This window comes from Acidovorax sp. GW835-FHT14B10, assembly GCF_058793725.1.
Genome location: NZ_JBXAGC010000032.1, coordinates 1 through 20,346, shown reverse-complemented (window position 1 = coordinate 20,346; position 20,346 = coordinate 1). Strand labels below are relative to the sequence as shown.

General features: G+C 62.9%; 18 protein-coding genes. 3 read left to right on the top strand and 15 right to left on the bottom strand.

All coding sequences use genetic code 11. The features are described 5' to 3' along the window. Positions 1-141 precede the first annotated feature (141 nt). Positions 142-738, top strand: a complete 597-nt coding sequence (locus AC1Q5S_RS19135; RefSeq protein ID WP_303836303.1) for a histone — start codon at positions 142-144, stop codon at positions 736-738. A 222-nt stretch (positions 739-960) separates the two neighbouring features. Here AC1Q5S_RS19135 and AC1Q5S_RS19130 read toward each other — a convergent pair whose 3' ends face one another. The 7 genes from AC1Q5S_RS19130 to AC1Q5S_RS19100 all read right to left on the bottom strand — a co-directional run bounded on the left by AC1Q5S_RS19130 (position 961) and on the right by AC1Q5S_RS19100 (position 7,702). Then, complete coding sequence (locus tag AC1Q5S_RS19130) at positions 961-1,857, bottom strand: carbohydrate kinase family protein (protein WP_422205718.1); 897 nt, start codon at positions 1,855-1,857, stop codon at positions 961-963. Between the two features lie 22 nt (positions 1,858-1,879). Continuing rightward, positions 1,880-2,995, bottom strand: coding sequence for a DUF3426 domain-containing protein (locus AC1Q5S_RS19125; RefSeq protein WP_422205735.1), 1,116 nt, complete (start codon positions 2,993-2,995; stop codon positions 1,880-1,882). Positions 2,996-3,365: 370 nt separating this feature from the next. After that, entirely contained in the window at positions 3,366-4,268 is a 903-nt protein-coding gene (gene prmA, locus AC1Q5S_RS19120) for a 50S ribosomal protein L11 methyltransferase (protein WP_422205716.1), read from the bottom strand. Positions 4,269-4,345: 77 nt separating this feature from the next. Next, the gene (gene accC / locus AC1Q5S_RS19115) at positions 4,346-5,695 is read right to left on the bottom strand and encodes an acetyl-CoA carboxylase biotin carboxylase subunit (protein ID WP_303836295.1); all 1,350 of its coding nucleotides are present in this window, start codon (positions 5,693-5,695) and stop codon (positions 4,346-4,348) included. Between the two features lie 225 nt (positions 5,696-5,920). Further along, the gene (gene accB / locus AC1Q5S_RS19110; RefSeq protein WP_303836293.1) at positions 5,921-6,376 is read right to left on the bottom strand and encodes an acetyl-CoA carboxylase biotin carboxyl carrier protein; all 456 of its coding nucleotides are present in this window, start codon (positions 6,374-6,376) and stop codon (positions 5,921-5,923) included. Between the two features lie 151 nt (positions 6,377-6,527). Then, positions 6,528-7,109 (bottom strand): TlpA family protein disulfide reductase, encoded by a 582-nt coding sequence (locus tag AC1Q5S_RS19105; RefSeq protein WP_303836292.1) that lies wholly within the window; start codon positions 7,107-7,109, stop codon positions 6,528-6,530. Continuing rightward, positions 7,106-7,702: a hypothetical protein gene (locus AC1Q5S_RS19100; protein WP_303836290.1), complete on the bottom strand. Its 597-nt coding sequence runs from the start codon at positions 7,700-7,702 to the stop codon at positions 7,106-7,108. Before AC1Q5S_RS19100 ends, AC1Q5S_RS19105 begins: the two co-directional genes overlap by 4 nt. A 197-nt stretch (positions 7,703-7,899) precedes the next feature. Here AC1Q5S_RS19100 and mpl point away from each other — a divergent pair, with 197 nt between their 5' ends. Further along, positions 7,900-9,324: a UDP-N-acetylmuramate:L-alanyl-gamma-D-glutamyl-meso-diaminopimelate ligase gene (gene mpl / locus AC1Q5S_RS19095; protein ID WP_422205713.1), complete on the top strand. Its 1,425-nt coding sequence runs from the start codon at positions 7,900-7,902 to the stop codon at positions 9,322-9,324. A gap of 48 nt (positions 9,325-9,372) precedes the next feature. On the opposite strand, the gene AC1Q5S_RS19090 is transcribed toward mpl, so the two are convergent. The 8 genes from AC1Q5S_RS19090 to AC1Q5S_RS19055 all read right to left on the bottom strand — a co-directional run bounded on the left by AC1Q5S_RS19090 (position 9,373) and on the right by AC1Q5S_RS19055 (position 17,631). Beyond that, positions 9,373-9,684 (bottom strand): hypothetical protein, encoded by a 312-nt coding sequence (locus AC1Q5S_RS19090; RefSeq protein ID WP_092696954.1) that lies wholly within the window; start codon positions 9,682-9,684, stop codon positions 9,373-9,375. A gap of 96 nt (positions 9,685-9,780) precedes the next feature. Further along, a complete protein-coding gene (locus tag AC1Q5S_RS19085) occupies positions 9,781-10,902 on the bottom strand; it encodes a 3-deoxy-7-phosphoheptulonate synthase (protein WP_303836286.1) in 1,122 nt (373 codons plus the stop codon). 264 nt (positions 10,903-11,166) lie between these two features. Further along, positions 11,167-11,703 (bottom strand): hypothetical protein, encoded by a 537-nt coding sequence (locus AC1Q5S_RS19080; protein ID WP_303836284.1) that lies wholly within the window; start codon positions 11,701-11,703, stop codon positions 11,167-11,169. Between the two features lie 103 nt (positions 11,704-11,806). Next, positions 11,807-13,291 carry a metalloprotease TldD gene (gene tldD, locus AC1Q5S_RS19075; RefSeq protein ID WP_422205711.1) on the bottom strand — a complete coding sequence of 495 codons (1,485 nt, stop codon included), beginning with the start codon at positions 13,289-13,291 and terminating at the stop codon, positions 11,807-11,809. A gap of 83 nt (positions 13,292-13,374) precedes the next feature. After that, positions 13,375-13,710: a YegP family protein gene (locus AC1Q5S_RS19070; protein WP_303836281.1), complete on the bottom strand. Its 336-nt coding sequence runs from the start codon at positions 13,708-13,710 to the stop codon at positions 13,375-13,377. A gap of 94 nt (positions 13,711-13,804) precedes the next feature. Beyond that, complete coding sequence (rodA, locus tag AC1Q5S_RS19065) at positions 13,805-14,977, bottom strand: rod shape-determining protein RodA (RefSeq protein ID WP_303836279.1); 1,173 nt, start codon at positions 14,975-14,977, stop codon at positions 13,805-13,807. Positions 14,978-15,009: 32 nt separating this feature from the next. Continuing rightward, the gene (locus AC1Q5S_RS19060; RefSeq protein WP_492239242.1) at positions 15,010-16,854 is read right to left on the bottom strand and encodes a sensor histidine kinase; all 1,845 of its coding nucleotides are present in this window, start codon (positions 16,852-16,854) and stop codon (positions 15,010-15,012) included. A 9-nt stretch (positions 16,855-16,863) separates the two neighbouring features. Next, the gene (locus AC1Q5S_RS19055) at positions 16,864-17,631 is read right to left on the bottom strand and encodes a response regulator transcription factor (protein WP_492239241.1); all 768 of its coding nucleotides are present in this window, start codon (positions 17,629-17,631) and stop codon (positions 16,864-16,866) included. 223 nt (positions 17,632-17,854) lie between these two features. Here AC1Q5S_RS19055 and AC1Q5S_RS19050 point away from each other — a divergent pair, with 223 nt between their 5' ends. Beyond that, positions 17,855-20,215, top strand: coding sequence for a hypothetical protein (locus AC1Q5S_RS19050; RefSeq protein ID WP_492239240.1), 2,361 nt, complete (start codon positions 17,855-17,857; stop codon positions 20,213-20,215). Positions 20,216-20,346: the final 131 nt, after the last annotated feature.

The following is a 20,346-nucleotide window of genomic DNA, read 5'->3' as shown; positions in this document are numbered from 1 at the left end:
AACACACACAGCGCCGCAAAGCGGCACCGTGCGGGGCGTTCCCGTGTTCATGGGGATGGGGTTCTGCCCCATCTCCATGGATCGCTTTCTGTCCACTGCAGACAGGAAGTGCTCTTTGCAAATTGACCCAAGGAGAACATGATGGCAACTGCGAAAAAACCGGCCGCCAAGAAGGCTGCGCCCGCGAAGAAAACCGCCCCCGCCAAGAAGGTAGTGGCCGCCAAGAAGGCTGCGCCCGCGAAGAAAGCCGCTCCCGCCAAGAAGGTAGTGGCTGCCAAGAAGGCTGCACCGGCGAAGAAAGCCGCTCCCGCCAAGAAGGCAGTGGCCGCCAAGAAGGCTGCGCCTGCAAAGAAAGCCGCTCCCGCCAAGAAGGTAGTGGCCGCCAAGAAGGCTGCACCGGCAAAGAAAGCCGCTCCCGCCAAGAAGGTAGTGGCTGCCAAGAAGGCTGCGCCTGCGAAGAAAGCCGCTCCCGCCAAGAAGGTAGTGGCCGCCAAGAAGGCTGCACCGGCGAAGAAGGCTGCTCCCGCCAAGAAGGCAGTGGCCGCCAAGAAGGCTGCACCGGCGAAGAAAGCTGCTCCCGCCAAGAAAGTTGCGGCACCTGCCCCAAAGGCAGCAGCCCCAGCCAAGAAAGCTGCCCCAGCCAAGAAAGCCGTGAAAACCGCCGCTACCGCGCCGGCTGCGCAAACCACACTGAATCCCCAGGCAGCCTGGCCTTTCCCTACCGGCACGAAGCCGTAAGCCCGGTACACTCCGCGCCCAGCCCGGTGCCTGTGCACCGGGTTTTTTTATGCCCAAACCATAGTACCCCCGCCATCGATAGAGTGGAGACGCATCTCGGCAACCAGCCCGGTCAGCCCACTTTTCCACTCGGCACCAACGCGAAGGCGCAGCGCTGGCAGTAAAGACGGATGCCCAACGCAACCAGCCAAGTGACCACCGCCGTCGGATGGAGAAGTGCTATCAGGCGGGTGTAAAGTCCAGCCGGTAATTTTGTGGCCCACGTTGTGCGATCTTGAGAGCCCCGACCCGATTGCCCAACTCCGCACAACGCACCAGCGGCCAGCCACGCTCCAACCCGAAAAGCAGCGCCCCCCTCCATGCATCTCCGCACCCGGTCGGATCCACCACCTCGGCAGGCTTCACCGCAGGGACCACCGTCTTTTCGCCGTCAATCCACACCTCGCAACCTTGCGCTCCCAACGTAACGATTAATCCCCTCACCTTGCGTGATATGTCAGCGCAAGACCAGCCGGTACGATCACACAGCATCTTGCCTTCGTAGTCGTTCACGGTAACCCAGGTGGCCTGCTCGACGAACCGGGAAAGCTCAGTTCCGCTGAACATGGGCAGCCCCTGGCCTGGATCGAAGACAAACGGAATATCTGCCGCCACAAACTGGGCCGCATGTTCCAGCATGGCATCCCGCCCATCGGGTGCAACAATGCCAAGACGTACATCGGCCCGAGGTTCAATGCGATTCGCATGGGCCTGCATCATCGCTCCGGGGTGAAAGGCAGTGATCTGGTTATTGTCACGGTCCGTCATGATCATGGCCTGCGCCGTGTAGGTGTCATGGGTTTGACCCACATGCGCCGTGCTGATGCCCAACTCTTTCAATCGCACCAGGTAGTCGGCCCCATCACTGCCCAGCATGGCCATGGGCAGCGGCACCCCCCCCAGCTGCCGCAGGCTGTAAGCAATGTTGCCGGCGCATCCACCGAAATCCCGCCGCAAGGAGGGCACAAGGAACGAGACATTGAGAATATGGAGCTGATCGGGCAGTATCTGCTCGGCGAACCGCCCTTCAAAAGTCATGATGGTGTCAAACGCAAGAGAACCGCAAATCAGTACAGCCATGGCAAGAGGGTAGATCAATAGATTAGGGATAAAACGCCAGCAACCGGTAGCCCGCCACGCGCGCTCCGCCTGTGGTCACGATGACCGCCACCGAAGAGTTCCAAGCACCCAGGGCAGGAAGTTCCGCAGGGGCCGCCATCTCCGGCGGCAAAAACACACGCCGCAGTACGGGCTGGTCCTGTGCATCGGTCAATGTCAACTCCATGGCGGGCATGGCCAAGGGTATGTTTGCACGATTTTTGATGGCGAAGGTCAGCTGGTAGCTGTCTCCGCGCCCCTTGTTGAAGGAAGAGCTGTCAATCACGACCTCCGACATCTGTTTCAGCGGAGCCAATGTGCATTGAAATGGCTCGCACAGTGCCTGAAGCCAGGGGCGAACGCGGGGATCCATGGCCGCGATGCGGTCCCGCTCGTGCAACACAATCTGCAATGCCAGGGTGCACCACAGAACGCCCCCGATCGTCCCCAGCACCACCCGCACAAAAGGACGCCGCCAGAAGGCCTTGCGCTTGGCCGCGCGCACAAAACTCACATCCTCCGCGTCCACACGCTCCTCGGGTTGGTCGTACTCTTGCTGCGCTGGGGGTATGCCGTCAGGAGCAGCCGCCTCCAACGCCTCGTTTTGCCCCCTATCGGCCCTGCGCCAAACCTCCGGTGGAAGGGGCGCTTCCCATGGCGTACTGGACGCCCGCTCTGGTTCGTCTTCCTGCGCCGGCTCGCTCTCCCCTCCGACTCCGAAGCCGGCCGGTGCCGACGCGTCGTCAGACGGTTTGCGCAGCAACTCCAAAGGCGCATACAACGCCCCTGCCGCCCGGATGCCGTCCAGCAACCCATCGGCCACATCCGGATCACCCAGCTCGGCGGTTGGCAGCTCGTAGCCGGCCGGGCATTCGTCGATCCGAATCGCAGGAGTCTCTTCTTTCCGAGACGCCCCTGCCCCCGCCGGAATGGCCGGGGCCCGGGCATCGGCCGTCGGCTCCCTGAAAGTATCGCCAGTCGATCCAATCGACCGCCACGCCAATGTGCCGTCTGGCTGCAGGGCCGGGTGCATCTCAGGGGAGAAGACCGTCTCTGCATCGGCGACAAGCAATGCAGAAACCGCAGGCACGGGCGCATCCAGCATGGCATCCAATGCCACGGGACCCTCGGGCAAATCTTGTGCACTGGCGGGTGGCACGCTGGGCGCCGTCGCTGCAGCTTGCCCCCGGTCAGCGTGCGCTCCCCAGACCTGCACATCATCGGCGGCACGCCTGGCAGGTGCCGGTGGGGGTGGCGCTGCGGCCATGCAAACGTCCGGCAACAAGGCCTGCGGCTCGGAAGGCAGCAAATGGGCGGATGCGTCAAATACCTCCTTGCATTGGCCGCATCGCACCCAACCATCGGAAATGCGCAGCTGGTCGGCAACCACCTTGAACATCGTCGCGCAGGACGGGCAGCGTGTAATCTGGCTCATCTGCGATCCATGGTGGTCGGCACCCTTCTCAACAAACTGCGGCGGGGTTGCAACTTCAGCGAGACGCCGTCATGAGAATCCAGCCATCCTCTGTGTCGGCAACCTCCAGGCGGATCCAGGGAGCGTAAGCCTCCTGCAGCTCCTGCGCCTGGCGCTCCAGGATACCTGCCAGCACGAGGTGTCCGCCCGGAGCCACATGCGCGCACAGCAAGGGGGCCAGCACCTTCAACGGAGTGGCCAGGATGTTGGCCAGCACGGTCTGATAAAGCCCGTGGGCCTGGTCCGGCAGGCCGGCATGCACCAGCACACCATTGGCTTGCGCATTCTGCCCCGTGGACTCGACGGCAGCCGGATCAATGTCCACCGCATCAATGTCGGTTGCACCGAACTTCGCCGCACCGATGGCCAGGATGCCCGAACCACAGCCATAGTCCAGCACACGCCCGAGGGGATTGCCCGCCCCGGCGCTGGTGACACCATGGCGCGCAATCCACCGCAGACACATGCGCGTGGTGGGATGGGTGCCCGTGCCAAAAGCCAGCCCCGGATCCAGCCGGATGCTGCGCAACGCCTGCGCTGGCAGCTCGTGCCAGGTCGGAACAATCCAGAAATCCGCCGTGATATCCACGGGGGCAAACTGTGACTGGGTGAGCCGCACCCAGTCCTGATCCGGCACGCGCGCCAACCCCAGCACCTGGCACCCCGTGAAGAAATCCTGCACCGCCAGCAACTGCTGCGCCTCGCGGGCAGCCGCTTCGGTCGCGAACAATGACACCACCCGGCTGCGCTGCCAACCGTCCTTGGGCGGTGGCATGCCCGGCTCGCCGAACAATGCCTGCTCGGCATCGGTCTGCGCATCTGCGTCCTCCACCGACACGCTCAGGGCATCCAGCGCGTCCAGCGCATCGCTCACCGCCTCAATGCGGTCTTCGGGGCACATCAGGCTCAGCTCAAACATGGCACATGCCTCTCAGAAAAAATGAAATGCTGGCACCCGTTGCCAGGAGCCAGCATGAAACGGTGCACAAGGTGGCTTCACCGCTTGTGCTGGGACAGCCACTCTTCCAGGTAGTGGATGTTGGTGCCACCCGCCACAAACTTGGCATCCACCATCAATTCGCGGTGCAGTGGCACATTGGTGTTGATCCCCTCGATCACCGTTTCCGACAGCGCCGTGCGCATGCGGGCCAGGGCCTGCTCACGCGTATCGCCGTGCACGATGATCTTGCCGATCATCGAATCGTAGTTCGGGGGCACAAAATAATTGGTATATGCGTGCGAGTCCACGCGCACCCCCGGACCACCCGGCGCATGCCACATGGTGATGCGCCCCGGCGACGGGATGAACTTGTAGGGATCTTCGGCGTTCACCCGGCATTCGATGGCATGGCCACGGATTTCAATTTGCCGCTGCGTGAAGGGAAGCTTTTCACCGGCGGCCACCATGATCTGCGTGCGCACGATGTCCACACCCGTGATCCATTCGGTCACCGGATGCTCCACCTGAACGCGCGTGTTCATCTCGATGAAATAGAACTCGCCGTTTTCGTACAGGAACTCGAAAGTGCCCGCACCGCGGTAGCCGATTTTCTTGCAGGCGGCCACGCAGCGCTCGCCGATCCGCTCGATCAGCTTGCGCGGAATGCCGGGCGCCGGAGCCTCTTCGATCACCTTCTGGTGGCGCCGCTGCATCGAGCAATCGCGCTCGCCCAGATACACGGCGTTGCGGTGCTTGTCGGCCAGGATCTGGATTTCGATATGGCGGGGGTTCTGCAGGAACTTCTCCATGTACACCGCAGGGTTGCCAAACGCAGCGCCCGCCTCGGCCTTGGTCATCTGCACGGCATTGACCAGCGCCGCCTCGGTGTGTACCACGCGCATGCCGCGTCCGCCGCCGCCGCCAGCAGCCTTGATGATCACCGGATAACCCACTGCCTTGGCAATGCGGCGGATCTGCACCGGATCGTCCGGCAATTCGCCATCCGACCCCGGCACACACGGCACACCCGCGCGGATCATCGCCTGCTTGGCCGACACCTTGTCGCCCATCGTGCGGATGTTTTCCGGGGTGGGACCGATGAACTGGAAACCACTCTTTTCCACGCGCTCGGCAAAGTCGGCGTTCTCGGACAGGAAACCATAGCCGGGGTGGATGGCTTCGGCATCCGTCACCTCGGCGGCCGAGATGATGGCAGGCATGTTGAGATAGGACAGCGGCGAAGGCGCCGGACCAATGCACACGGCCTCTTCGGCCAGCTTCACATACTTGGCATCACGATCGGCCTCGGAATAGACCATGACGGCTTTCACGCCCAGTTCCTGGCAGGCACGCTGGATCCGAAGGGCGATTTCGCCGCGATTGGCGACCAGAATCTTTTTAAACATAGGCTGTCTCGCGGCTCATCGCCCGCACGCTGGCGCGTGCCAGTGCAATTTGCTTCGCCTTGCCTACGGCAAGAACGCCGCGATTGGCGACCAGAATCTTTTTAAACATGGGTTATCTCGCGGCTCATCGCCTGCACGCTGGCGTGTGCCAGTGCAATTTGCTTCGCCTTGCCTACGGCAAGAACGCCGCGATTCGCAACAAGGATCTTCTTGAACATGAGCGCCTTACTCGATCACGAACAGGGGCTGCCCGTATTCGACGGCCTGGCCGTTCTCGCCCAGTATCTTGGTCACGGTGCCGGACTTGTCGGCCTCGATCTCGTTAAGGATCTTCATCGCCTCGATGATGCAGACCGTCTCGCCTTCCTTGACCTGGCTGCCCACTTCGACGAAGGCCTTGGCGCCCGGGCTCGACGAACGGTAGAACGTACCCACCATGGGAGACTTCACCACATGGCCAGCGGGGGCTGCAGCCACCGGGGCGGGCAACTCCGCCACGGCCACCGGAGCTGCTGCAGTCGCAGCAGCCGGAGCGGGCATGGGGGCTGGAACATATTGCTGCACCACGGCGCCGCCACTCTTGACGATACGGACCTTGCCTTCGGCTTCGGTGATCTCGAGTTCAGACACATTCGACTCGGATACCAGGTCGATCAGGGTTTTGAGTTTTCGCAAATCCATGGGAGCTCCAACGGCCATAAAACTGAATAAGGCGCGAATTTACTCCAATTTCAGCCTATTTCCGTCTTCAGAGCACATTTTTCACCGCTGACAGCAGGGCATTGCCTCTGGACCACCGTCAATCCGACCATGCTCCTGCGCTGCACCATGTTCAGCCCATGGCCGCCCATGTTTGCAGATCCTGCGGGGTGACCTGCCCCATTTTACGATGCAACACCCTCCCTTCCGCGCTGAAAACCACCGTAAAAGGCAGCCCGCCTGTGAGATTTCCCAGGGAGCGCCCGAGCTCCGAACCGCCCAGCCCCGCCAACCCCACCGGAAAATCGAGGGGCAGGCGGGCCAGGAATTTCCGCACCGAAGACGGCTGATCAATCGCCAATCCCACCACTTGCCAGCCTTTTTCCTTGTTGTTGCGGTGAAAGGCATTGAGCATGGGCAATTCGTCCACGCAAGGAGGGCACCAGGTCGCCCAGAAATTGAGCAGCAGCGGCTTGCCAGCAAACGCTTGCATGGCCAGGCGCGTGCCCTCGGGCGTATCGAATGCCTGCGTCCACAGCATCTGCTCGGCGCCCGCCTGCATGGTGTGGGGCTGCAGGCGCCACCATGCCAGGCCCGCACCGCCAACGGCAGCGGCTGCAGCCACGCCGGCATACAGCGCCCGGCGCCGGTTCATGGGCGCGGCGCCATGGGCTGGCCCGCCAGCAGGAGAAAACTCGGGAATGGGTGCAGTCATGGAATATTTTCCTGGAGGAGGCGCCGCACAGCGGTGATGTCACCCCGCGGCGGTCGCCCCTTGGCATCAGGGCGTAACGCCCCGCGCAAATCGTCGAGATCGTAGATCAACAGATGCACGCCAATCATTTCACCCAGCTCAGGGCACATGCTGCCCACGCTCAGGGCCTCGACAGATTCGCCATGGAAGCCTGTGACGGTGCGCGGTTCATAGTCCACCTGGTGGTCTATCAACGCGATCTCGGCAGATTTGGAGTCATCACAAAACAACTGCAAATAAATATCCGACAGCCGGGTGGCCGTGCCACGCCATACCGCCCCGCCCAGGTGGGGTCGGAAGGTGGCCATGCGCTCCATCCAGACCAGGGCCAGCTGGCGCAGAGCGCGCAATTCCTGGGGTTGGGTATCGGCGCAGAACAGGGCAATGTATTCGCGCACGGCTGCTTCCACCTGGTCATTGTCGGGCAGGGGGGTGCGAGCCGGCAGGCCGAGCTCGCGCACGGCGCGGCGCTTGGCAGGCCCCCATTCCAGCCCTTCTTCCACGACCAGCCGGGCAGTGGTGCTGGCGATTTCGGCGCTCAAAGGTGTTGGCATGGCGGCGTTGGATGGCGTTGGAAGCGCTATTGTGGCGCCAACCCATGGCAGACCGCCACTGCGCGCCCCATGGCCCGCCGCAGTGACGGTCATTGCCCCACTGACACCTCGGCAGACACTATGTTTTTCATAGCTTCTCGCACACACCATTAAAGCGCTGCAGGCCATTTCTTGCTTGAACCTTAGAATCTGCGCCCATGCACATACACATACTGGGAATCTGCGGAACATTCATGGGTGGCCTGGCGGCGCTGGCGCGCGAAGCCGGCCACAACGTCACCGGGTGCGATGCCGGCGTTTACCCGCCCATGAGCGACCAGTTGCGGGCCCTTGGCATCGAACTGATCGAAGGATTTGGCGCGGACCAGCTGGCGCTGCAACCCGATGTGTTCGTGGTGGGCAATGTGGTCAGCCGCGCCCGGCTGGCCGACGGCAGCCCGAAATTCCCCCTTATGGAAGCCATCCTGGACGCCGGCCTGCCCTACACCAGCGGCCCGCAGTGGCTGGCCGAGCAGGTCCTGCAAGGCCGGCATGTGCTGGCCGTTGCCGGAACCCACGGCAAGACCACCACCACGTCGATGCTGGCGTGGATCCTGGAGCGTGCCGGGCAACAGCCGGGATTTCTGATTGGCGGCGTACCGCTGAACTTCGGGGTTTCCGCACGCCTGGGTGCCACGCAGCGGCCCCACGCAGGCGACGCACCGCAGGGCCGCAGCCCGCTGTTCGTCATCGAGGCCGACGAATACGACACGGCCTTTTTCGACAAGCGCAGCAAGTTCGTGCACTACCGCCCCCGTACGGCGGTGCTGAACAACCTGGAGTTCGACCATGCCGACATTTTTGACGACCTGGCCGCCATCGAGCGCCAGTTCCACCACCTGGTGCGCACCGTGCCGCCGTCGGGCCGCGTGGTCGTCAACGGACTGGAAGAAAGCCTGACCCGCGTGCTGCACGCTGGCTGCTGGAGCACGGTGAGCAGCTTCGGCGCCGCCGTGAGCGATTTTTCTGCGCAGGGCGATCCGCAGGCCTTTGATGTGCTGCACCAGGGCGCGGCCGTGGCGCGGGTGCAATGGGGTCTGACGGGCGTGCACAACCAGCTCAATGCGCTGGCGGCCATCGCAGCGGCCCACCATGTGGGCGTGCCGGTGCAGCAGGCCGCACAGGCGCTGGCCGATTTTCAGAATGTCAAACGCCGCATGGAACTGCGCGGCACCGTGGGCGGCATCGCCGTGTACGACGATTTCGCGCACCACCCCACGGCACTGCGCACCACGCTCGATGGCCTGCGCCGCAGCCTGGGGCCCGATGCCCGCATCCTGGCCGTGTTCGAGCCGCGCAGCAACACCATGAAACTGGGCGCCATGAAAAGCCAGCTGCCCTGGGCACTGGAGCCGGCCAACCTGGTCTTTTGCCACACGGCCGGGCTGGACTGGGATGCGACGCAGGCCCTGGCACCACTGGGTGTGGGCCCCGGCCAGCGCGCGCAAACCGCAGCAGACATCGGCACCCTGGTCAGCCAGGTCCTGCAGGCGGCGCAGCCGGGGGATCACATCGTCTGCATGAGCAACGGCGGCTTTGGTGGGGTGCACGAACGGCTGCTGCGATCACTATCAAAACAATAGCTTATAACGCTTTAACCATAAGCGCCATCAGCCATTTTTACCGGATACTCAGTAAGACACCGCCATGCCCGGCACGTCCACCCGCACCACGGGTTTGGCCAGCGCGGCACTGGCGGCACGGGCAAAGTCGCGCGACCAGACGGGATCGTTGAACAACGAGGCGCCCGCAGCCCGCGCCACGGTCAGCACCTTGTCGGCCAGCAATACCTTGCCGCTGGCGCGCAGGGGTTCGCAATCGAGGGCTGTGAACTGATCGTCGAGCCAGCGGCGCGCGGCTTCGTTTGCCAGCGGCTCCTGGCCCTGCAGATCAAAACGGAATTCCTGGTTTCCAGTCAGTTGGACCGACACTTCACTGTGCATGATGGGTTGCCTTTCTGGCGCAAGGTGGATGCAAGGGCCGGGGCCGCACGCCTGGCGCGCACCCCGGAGGTTTGAGCTTACACCGCCGCTGCGGGATCAGCGGGCGCGGCGGGCCACCACGGCGGCCGAGAGCTCCGCCAGCGACTGCAGCGAGTCGTCCCAGCCCAGGCAGGCATCGGTGATGCTCTTGCCATACTCCAGCGCGCCGGGCTGGTCCTTGCCGGGCGAAAACTTCTGGGCGCCGGCGTGCAGATGGCTCTCGATCATCAGGCCGAACACACTGCGCGAGCCGCCCGCGATCTGGGCAGCAATGTCCCGCGCCACGTCCAGCTGCTTTTCATGCTGTTTGCTGCTGTTGGCGTGGCTGCAATCGACCATCAGGGTGGCAGGCAAGTGGGCGGCTTCCAGGTCCTTGCAGGCAGCGGCGACGCTGGCGGCATCGTAGTTGGGCGCCTTGCCGCCGCGCAGGATGACGTGGCAGTCCTTGTTGCCCTTGGTGTTCACGATGGCAACCTGGCCGTTCTTGTGCACCGACAGGAAATGGTGGCCCCGGCTGGCGGACTGAATGGCATCGGTGGCGATGCGGATGTTGCCGTCCGTACCGTTCTTGAACCCGATGGGCGCCGACAGCCCCGAGGCCAGTTCGCGGTGCACTTGGCTCTCAGTGGTGCGCGCCCCGATGGCGCCCCAGCTGATGAGATCGCCGATGTACTGGGGCGAGATCACATCCAGAAATTCGCTGCCCGCCGGGATGCCCAGGCGGTTGATCTCGATCAGCAGCTGGCGCGCGATGCGCAGCCCTTCGTCGATGCGGTAGCTTTCATCCAGGTAGGGGTCGTTGATCAGGCCCTTCCAGCCCACCGTGGTGCGGGGTTTCTCGAAATACACACGCATCACGATCTCCAGCGTGTCGGCGTACTGGGCCCGTACCGCGGCAAGGCGGCGGGCGTATTCCAGCGCGGCAGCCGGGTCATGGATGGAACAGGGGCCGATCACCACCAGCAGGCGGTCGTCCTTGCCGGCCATGATGCGGTGGATGTTCTTGCGGGTCTGGGTGATCAGCGTTTCCACCGGCGTTCCGCTGATGGGAAAAAAGCGAATCAGGTGTTCGGGAGGTGGCAACACGGTGATGTCCTTGATACGTTCGTCGTCGGTCTGGCTGGTTTTCTCGACGCTGCGGTACCAGGCATCGCTGGCAGGGGTGGTGTGGGCCGTCATGGTTGCTTCCTCATGGAGTGAAATGTCAGAAAAACAAAAACCGCCGGGCTCTTCAGCGTCGGCGGTTGGTATGGGGAGGTTGTGTGGGCTTGCGCGCTGTCCTCTCATCCGCCGGGGACTGAGATCCAAAACCAAAAATAAAAAGCGCTGCGGACTTGCATGGAGATCAATGTAGCACAGTGTTTGCCGCACCGCAGCAAGCCCGGTGCATTGTGGCGTGGCGGCAACTATCGCGCGATCAGCCAGGGTGGCGGCAGAAGCCCCCTATCGCCGCAGGCGCCGAAACCACGCCCGCAGGCCCTGCCAGCGCGACGGGCGCTGTGGCAACACGCCGGACAAATCACTTGGCGGGCCATTGTCGTGCTCGTACATGTCGATGAGCAGCAATGCGTCGCCCAGCGTACGCCAGGCCAGCAGTTCAAATTGCCGAAAACTGGCACCTTCCTGCGTGCTGTGGCGCTCCAGCGCCTGCTGCCAAGCGGCGATGGCGTCACGCAGCTCCCGCAGCGCCCGCTGGTAGGCACCGAACTCGTACAACGCGTGCCAGGCGGAACCCAGCCCTGTGAGAAAAAGCTGGTGTTCCCTGGCGCACTGGGCCAGCCCCCCCACGCGGCGGGTGATGGCCATGGCGTCGGCTCCGGTGCGGCGCAGGCGGGTGGTTTCGTCGATCTGCACCGACAGCGCACCCAGGCTGTCCCGCAGCTGGAGGGAGTCCTCGTCCGCCACGCCTTCGCGCAGGAAGCGGCTGATGTCACCGAACGACTGGAAGGAGTGCTGCAAACGGGAAAGTGGCGCAGGCATGCGCGCCATTGTGCTCCGCCGCTTGCGGGCTGTCGCCCCCCTGTGCGATCCACTCAGCGCCACCATGCGCGCAAGCCGCAGCCGGGGAGTGGTCAGTTCAGCATCAGGCGGTTCCGCCCACCGTCAACCCGTCGATTCGCAGGGTGGGCTGGCCCACGCCCACCGGCACGCTCTGGCCTTCCTTGCCGCAGGTGCCCACGCCGCTGTCGAGCTGCATGTCGTTGCCGATCATGCTGACATGCTTGAGGCATTCGGGGCCGCTGCCCACGATGGTCGCCCCCTTGACCGGGTAGAGGACCTTGCCGTTTTCCACCCAGTAGGCCTCGCTGGCGCTGAACACGAACTTGCCCGAGGTGATGTCCACCTGCCCACCGCCAAAGTTGGTGGCATACAGGCCCTTCTTGATGCTGGCAACGATCTCTTGCGGATCCTTGTCGCCGCCCAGCATGTAGGTGTTGGTCATGCGCGGCATGGGGATGTGCGCATAGCTCTCGCGCCGACCATTGCCCGTGGGCGCCACGCCCATGAGGCGGGCGTTGAGCGAATCCTGGATGTAGCCCTTGAGGATGCCGTCCTCGATCAGCACATTGCGCTGGCTGGTGTTGCCCTCGTCGTCCACATTGAGCGAACCGCGCCGGTCGGCGATGGTGCCGTCATCGAGCACGGTGACACCCTTGGCCGCCACGCGCTGGCCGATGCGGCCACTGAAGGCGCTGGAACCCTTGCGGTTGAAGTCGCCCTCCAGACCATGGCCGATGGCCTCGTGCAGCAGGATGCCGGGCCAGCCGGAGCCCAGGACCACCGTCATCTCGCCCGCAGGCGCGGGGCGCGACTCCAGATTGACCAGGGCGGCGTTCACCGCCTCGTCCACATATCTGGCGATCTGGGCATCGTCAAAGTACGCCAGGCCAAAGCGTCCACCACCGCCGGCCGAACCCATTTCGCGGCGACCGTTCTGCTCGGCAATCACGGTGACCGACAGCCGCACCAGCGGCCGCACATCGGCGGCCAGCGTGCCGTCCGCGCGGGCCACCAGCACCACGTCGTATTCGCTGGCCAGGCCGGCCATGACCTGGGCCACGCGCGGGTCCTTGGCACGGGCACGCTGCTCCACCTGCCCGAGCAGGGCCACCTTGGCCGTGCTGTCCAGTGTCGAGATGGGATCCACACCGGGATACAGACTGCGCCCGCTTGCTATTTTTTTGGAAGCAACTCGCGAACGTCCCGTTTTGGCTGCAGCCGAAATAGACCGCACAGTGCGGGCGGCATCGAGCAGCGAGGGCTCGGAAATGTCGTCGGAATAGGCAAACGCCGTCTTCTCGCCGCTGACGGCGCGCACCCCCACGCCCTGGTCGATGGAAAACGAACCCGTCTTGACAATGCCCTCTTCCAGACTCCAGCCTTCGCTGCGGGTGTACTGAAAATACAGGTCGGCATCGTCCACCTGGTGGGTGCGAATTTCCGCCAGCGCACGCGCCAGATGGCTTTCGTCGAGGCCAAAAGGCGTCAGGAGCAACTGGCGGGCAACATCAATGCGCTGCTGGGTGGACTCGCGCTGTGGCGCGGCAGAGGGGGAGCGTGAGGACATGCGGGCATTTTAGGCGCGCCGCCATGCCCTTCGCGGGGCAGGGGCGCAACCCACGCGGTACGCGCCCCACCGCTGCCGGGCAATTACACCGTCTGGTCGTCTGTCATCGCCCCGGGGGCGTTGCTCTTGACCGATTCGATGCCGTCATCGCGGGCCTTTTCGCCGGAAAACATCTGGCTCTGCCCGATGACCTGGCCATTGCCCGCCTTGAGCGTGAAATAGGGCGATCCATCCTTGGCGCTCAGCCGCCCGAAGCGGCCATCGTCGGGAGCATTCTTCTTGACGGATTCGATGCCATTGAGCGCGCTGGCCTTGGAGTCGTAGAGTTCGCTGGTCAAAATGACCTTGCCGTTATCCGCCAGCAGATTGAAGACGAACTTGTCGTTCTTGGATTTTTTCAGCTCAAACCTTGACGCCATGGGAAGCACCTCCAGATTAATGCCAAAGCACGGTTGGCAACCGGGTTGTACCCGCAAAACCCCCTGCAGTGCAATGGGCAGCCGGACCGCCTCCTCACAGCGCGGGCCGGGCGTCCTTGGGATCGATGCGTTGGGCCCGGGCGACCGACATCAGGATGCCCAGCGCCAGCCCCAGCGTGACCATGGCCGTTCCGCCGTAGCTGATGAACGGCAGCGGCACGCCCACCACGGGCAGGATGCCACTGACCATGCCCATGTTCACAAAGGCATAGGTGAAGAAGATCATCGACACCGCCCCTGCCATGAGCCGTCCGAACAGGGTCGTTGCGCCCACCGCAATGGCCAGCCCGCGCCACACCAGCAGCAAGAAGCACACGATCAGGAACAGGTTGCCGGCCAGACCGAACTCTTCGGAAAAGGCGGCGAAGATGAAGTCGGTGGTGCGCTCGGGAATGAACTCGAGGTGGGTCTGCGTGCCCGCCATGAAGCCCTTGCCAAAGATGCCGCCCGAGCCAATCGCAATCATGCCCTGGATGATGTGGAATCCCTTGCCCAGCGGATCCCGTGAGGGATCGAGCAAAGTGCAGATGCGCTGCTGCTGGTAGTCGTGCAGGACCGACCAGCGCACGCCTTCTGCGCACAACTGGGGCTCCAGGGAGACCAGCAGCACGATGCCCACGGCGCCCAGCAACACCGGGGGCAGCACCAGCTTCCACGACAGGCCGGCAAAAAAGATCACCGACAGCCCCGCCGCCAGCACCAGCAGCGAGGTGCCCAGGTCGGGCTGCTTCATGATCAGGCCCACGGGAATGAGCAGCAGCAGCCCGGCCGCGGCGAAGTCGAGCGGCCGCAACTGGCCCTCGCGCTTCTGGAACCACCAGGCCAGCATCAGCGGCATGGCGATCTTGAGGATTTCGCTGGGCTGGATGACGATGCCCAGATTGATCCAGCGCTGGGCGCCTTTCTTGGTGACGCCGAACAGCGCCACCGCCACCAGCAGCGCCACCCCCATGGCGTAAAGGGGCACGGCCAAGGCCATGAGCTTTTGTGGCGGCACCTGGGCCACCATGAACAGGATGGCGGCCGCAATCAGCATGTTGCGCCCATGGTCCATGAAGCGCGAACCATGGTCGTACCCCGACGAATACATGGCCAGCAGCCCGGCGCCGGCCAGCACCGACACCACCAGGACGAGCGGCCAGTCAAACCCCTGAAACAGGGGCACGAAACGCTGGGTGAGGGAGGGTTTGTCAAAAACGGCGGCCATGGCGCGATTATCCCAGTCGCCACCCCAACCCATCAGGCCAACGTTATTTCCACTTCGGTTTCACCCGCCCTGCTGCGAATGACAAGGGCTGCACCGATGGCCTTGGCACGCTCATGGAGCGCGAGCAACCCTTTGCGCATCGGCCGCGTGGTGTCGTAACCCACGCCGTTGTCGGCAATGCGAACCACGACCCCTCCCCCCTGTTCCTTTGCATCAATACGCAGCTCGCTGGCGTGCGCATGCTGTAGCACATTGGACAAGGACTCCAGCACCATGAATTGCAGATGCCGCATGCCAGCCGCATCCAGCCGCTCCAGCGGCTCGATCAGATCCACGTCCCAGACGAGCTCGATGTCCGCAGCATTGAGTTTGGGCTCCAGCCGGTAACGCAAATTGGCCAGCAAGCCCGTGATATCTCCCGCTGGCAGGTGCATGGCATCTATCGACAGCTTGATCTGGTCCAGGGAGTCCCTCAGCGTATGCAGAACCTCGTCGTTGCTAGCCCGACCCGACTGCAGTTGCCGGATGGCGGCACTGATGTGCGAGCCCACCCCGTCGTGCAGATCACGCAGGATGCGTGTGCGCTCGTTCACCCGCTCCTGCTCCCGCGCAAGCAACTCCAGCCTCTCGTAGCTTGATTGCAACGCCTGTTCCTTGGCGGCCACCTGCAGGGCCATCGTGGACAGGAGGTAACGCACCTGCGCGCTGGCCTCCCGAAACCGCGTGAACACAATGTAGACCAGCAACACGCCGAAAACCACGGAGGAGTAGCGCATCAGCGTATTGCCACCCAGAGTCATCTGCACACGAAACACGGCCCAATCCCGCACACCCACCAGCAAGTTCAAAACCAAGGCGGCAGCAACCAGTCGGTGCAGATGACTGCCCGTGCGCAGAGCAGACCAGCAGTACAGCACTACAAACGGCAAAGCGACAACGCCCAGACCCGCATACCACCAGGTCAGCCACCCGCTGTAGCCCCATTGCGCGGCCACCGCACAGCCAACCCCGGCGACCAGCAGGACGGCCAGCGCCCACTGCAGGCGCACCCCGCTGAAACGCCCACGCCACCCCACCGCCAAGGCACTGAACATCAGCATGGACGCTACCCAAATACCGAGCGCCTCAATCAACAGAATGTCCCACCAGAACCTGGGCAAGGGCGGCGACTCCAGCAACACGTTGCCCACGCGCAGACTCCAGAAATATTCTGCGAGCGCCGCATAGAGATATAGCGGATCTCTCCGTTTTCCGGGCGGCTGGGTCGGGTTGACCTGCGTCCACCAAAGTGCCAACGCAATCGTGCCCACCAGCAGGCTCACGATGACAACCACCCGAGTCCCCATGACACGTTGAAGGTACTCCGCGTTATAAATCGGCAAGACCTCAGCGTGCGACCCCACCCATGGGCTGGCCACGCCGGCGCGCCGGGAATGATCGGCCCTAATCCGGACCTGGATCAGGTTGTCTTGCCGCAGCAAACCAACCGGAATGGTGATGAGGCGGGGAATCAGGCCGTAGTCGTCCCTGTCAAACGCAGTCAGGTCGCCATTGCCATCCAGCAAGGCGCCATTGAGCCGAACCTCGTAGGCATTGCCCAGGCGCTGAAAATACAGGAACCAGGGCTCTTTCGGTATGTCCTGAAGCGGCAATGACATCTCGAATTCGGCATGCCCCCGCCCCCCGCGATGCCACCAGTCCCACACATACGGCAGCGCCGCCTCGAAATGCCGCACATGCCCATCGACATCGACCGTCGCCTGCGCCTGTGTCAACTGCAATGGCGCGGCCTGCAGGCCACTGACCATGGCCAGCCACCCCAGCAACACGGCCCACATGCGGATGAACGGCAGGAACCCAGAAGTACGGCGCTGCATGTGCAGTGATCAGTCCGCTCGGCCGCTGGAATAGTTCGGCAGCAGTCCCAACTTGACCGCTTCGTAAACCGCTTCATTCTTGGAGTGCACAGCCAGCTTGCCATAGAGGCTCTTGATATGCGTGCGCACCGTGTGCACGCTGATGCCCTGCAGTCGCGCAGTTTCCGCATAAGAAAACCCTCGCGCAATCAGCTCCAGAACTTGTTGCTCCTTGCCCGATAGCAACACGGACTCTGGCGCATTGCGGCCCGCCTGCCCGTCACCGGTGGCAGATGCTGTGTTCTTGAGCGCTACAGGACCTTGCTGAAGTTGCGCTGGCAAGCGCGTGGCGTGCATGCTCAGGTACTTGGACAAGACCCGCCGCGCGATCATGGGCGAAATGGGCGAAGCGCCCTGTTTCATCTCCAAAATAGTTTCTGCGACATTCTCGGGCGTGGAGTCTTTATGGACATAACCCAGCGCACCGGCCTCAATGCTGGACAGTACGTTGTCCTCGTCACCAAACATCGAAATCACCAGCGGCTCGCACTCTGGATGCAGCTGCCGCGCATAACGGATCACCTCCAGCCCACTGCCATCGGGCAGCCCCAGATCCACCAACAACACATCCACCTGGTGCTCGGCATCGGCCAGCCAGGCCCGCGCCTCGCCAACAGAGCCCATGCTGGCCGCCAGCTCCAGCCGGTCGCAACCGGACACACTGGCCGCAAAAAACTCGCGCATCTGCGAATCGTCTTCAACAATCAGCACCCGCCACACAGGCATCTCCCTTGGCATCCAGCTGGTTTAAATGTGTAACCCAGGCCAGCATAAACCCGGGGCGTGCAAACCACCAGCCACCCGCATCCCATGAACAAGGGAGCACGTCCACGCAGCACAACAGCGGTGTAACACCCCATGTTCATGCGATGCAATTTGTCACGAATGTCGGCCCAATCATCTCCCAGCGCAATCCGCAAGACCTTGCATACCGCTTGATTCAAATTTCTTGGAGAAACTGATGACGAACAAACTCAGCAAACTGGCATTTGCACTGGCAGGTGCGGCCATGCTGACCGTAGCAGGGTGCGGTGGTGGCGGGAGCAATGGTGACAGCACCGGAGGGAGTGGTGGTGGCGATGTTGTCGTCAGCACCACCAGCGTGCCCGTGACCGTGATCGATGGCGCGATTGAAAAAGCCACGGTCTGCCTGGACAAAAACCTCAACGGTATTTGCGACTCCGGCGAACCTTCGGGCAAAACGGACATCGACGGCAAAGTGACGCTGCAAATTGACATTGCAGACGCCAACAAATACCCCATTCTCGCGGTCGTCGGCATCGATGCCGTCGATAAAGACCATGGCCCCGTCAAGACTCCCTTCACCATGCAGGCCCCAGCAGACAAGCCTGCGGTCGTCAGCCCACTGACCACGCTGGTGCAATCCGTGATGGCAAGCACCGGTGCCAGCAGCGCCGATGCCGAAGCCTCCATCAAAGCCCAAACCGGCCTCAACGTCTCGCTGTTTTCCGACTTCAGCAAGGACAACACGGCCGACAGCCAGGCTGCTGGCACGGTGGCACGCATGGTGGTGTTGACCACCCAGCAACAATCCACCCTGCTGAGCAGCACGGTGGGCTCGAGCGCCATCGACGGCGCCGTAATCAAACAGGCCGATCTGGACAAGATCATCCAGAACAGACTGCTTGAAATCCTGCCTGCGCTGCTGACAGCCTTGGCAGATCCCAGTGTTCTAAACGCAGCCCCGGCGGACAAGGATGCGGTCTTGCTCGCCCAAGCCAATGCACTGGTTAATAGCCCAGACACGGGTATCCCGACGACTGCCGTCACCACCCTGGTTGCCATCAACAACCAGACCGCTTCTCCCAGCGTGGTGGCCGAAACACCTACAGCAGGCGGAACTTTGCGCAGTCTCAAGTTCACGGACTCCGCCAACTGGTCTGTCAGAGCCCTCGTCTCGACGCTGGCACAGAACACCCCGGATGCCTCGAACAACGTCAAATATGTGAGCCGCCGCTACAACAGCGTGGGCGGTGCGGTGGCCGCATGGAACAACGGAGGCAGCCCCAACCGCCAGGCAGACCTGCATTTCAATGGGTCCAGCTGGGTCGGCTGCGCACTGAACAGCGAAAACACCAGCACGGTGCGCGATGCCAAGGGCAACTCCATCTATAACGACTGCGACAAGATGGAAACCGGCAGCTCAAACCGCGCCGTGTTCGACATCGCCGGCCGCCCCATGATCGACGTATACAACCAGATCACGGCAGCGGGCTATACCAACCTGTCCATTACCTCGGCACCCACCGTGCTCGGCACCACCCAGTTCCCGGTCGGTGCCAAGCTGCTCTACCAGTCGAATACGCCCCTGACTACAGCGGTGGCTTATTACCCCGGGAGCAGCAGCTATGTAACGCAGTACAGCGCGGCCGTGTCTTCCGGGGGAATTGCAAGCACGCAAGGGGCCACTGTGGGCTGCAACTCCTCCGAGTTTAAAAACACCAACGGCACCGCCAGCGCCACGCTGGAGGGCATGATCGGTGCCATGACGGGCACTCCCTGCGTCTTTGGACAAGGCCAATTTACCTACAACAGCGTCATCTACACGAGCCCAGACGCGGTCGACGAGGCATGGGGCAACAGCACCGTGGGTATCGGCACGCTCGGAACGGCGCCGGTCGGCTTTGGCTCGGCTCCAGGCTTCTACAGCGGCAACACCAAACTTCGTGTGGCCTTCAAGGGCACGGGCACGAACCCGGTGACTTACTACGCCTGCAAGGAGCGCTTCAACAACGGCTCGACGCGCAACTGCACAGAGATCGGTACCGGCACCTACACCATCGCTACCCAGGGCGACGCACGCGTCATGGCGCTGAGCAACCCGCCGCTGATCGCCAGCAGCCTGGGCTACCAGCGCGTGTTTGTGGAGCGCAACGGCAAGATCTACGCCGGCTACCAGAACAATCCCACGACCACCAAAACGGCGCGGCTGAATCTGGTTGCCACCAATGCCCTGGCCTCCCAACTGGGGCTGCCCACCGTAGATCCCGAAGCGCCCTTGGCCTTGACGAGAACATCTTATTCGGGTGAATGGGTGATTTCCGACCCCGTTGCAGCGGACGGATCAACCACCATCCGTATTGACGGCAACGGCAATGTCACTTGCACCTGGATAGACAGCACCGGGAACGGAACCGATCCATGCACCCTGACCTTTACAGACCTGGCAAAGGGCGCTTTCACCTTGACCGATGATTACGGCATCGCGACTGGCACCCTCAACTTCTTGACGGGTGCGGCCAGCGGTACATTTGCAGATACAGACGGCTCGAATGGCAGCTTCGTGGGTGTCCGTCGCTAACAAACCGGCAGGCGGCCATAGGGCTGCCCTTGCCCGCAAAACCCCGCCGAAGCGCAATGCCAGTCAGTTAAGACGGCAGCTTGCCCCGGGCAGGTAAAAAGGGAGCATGTTCTTCATGCTCCCTTTTTCGT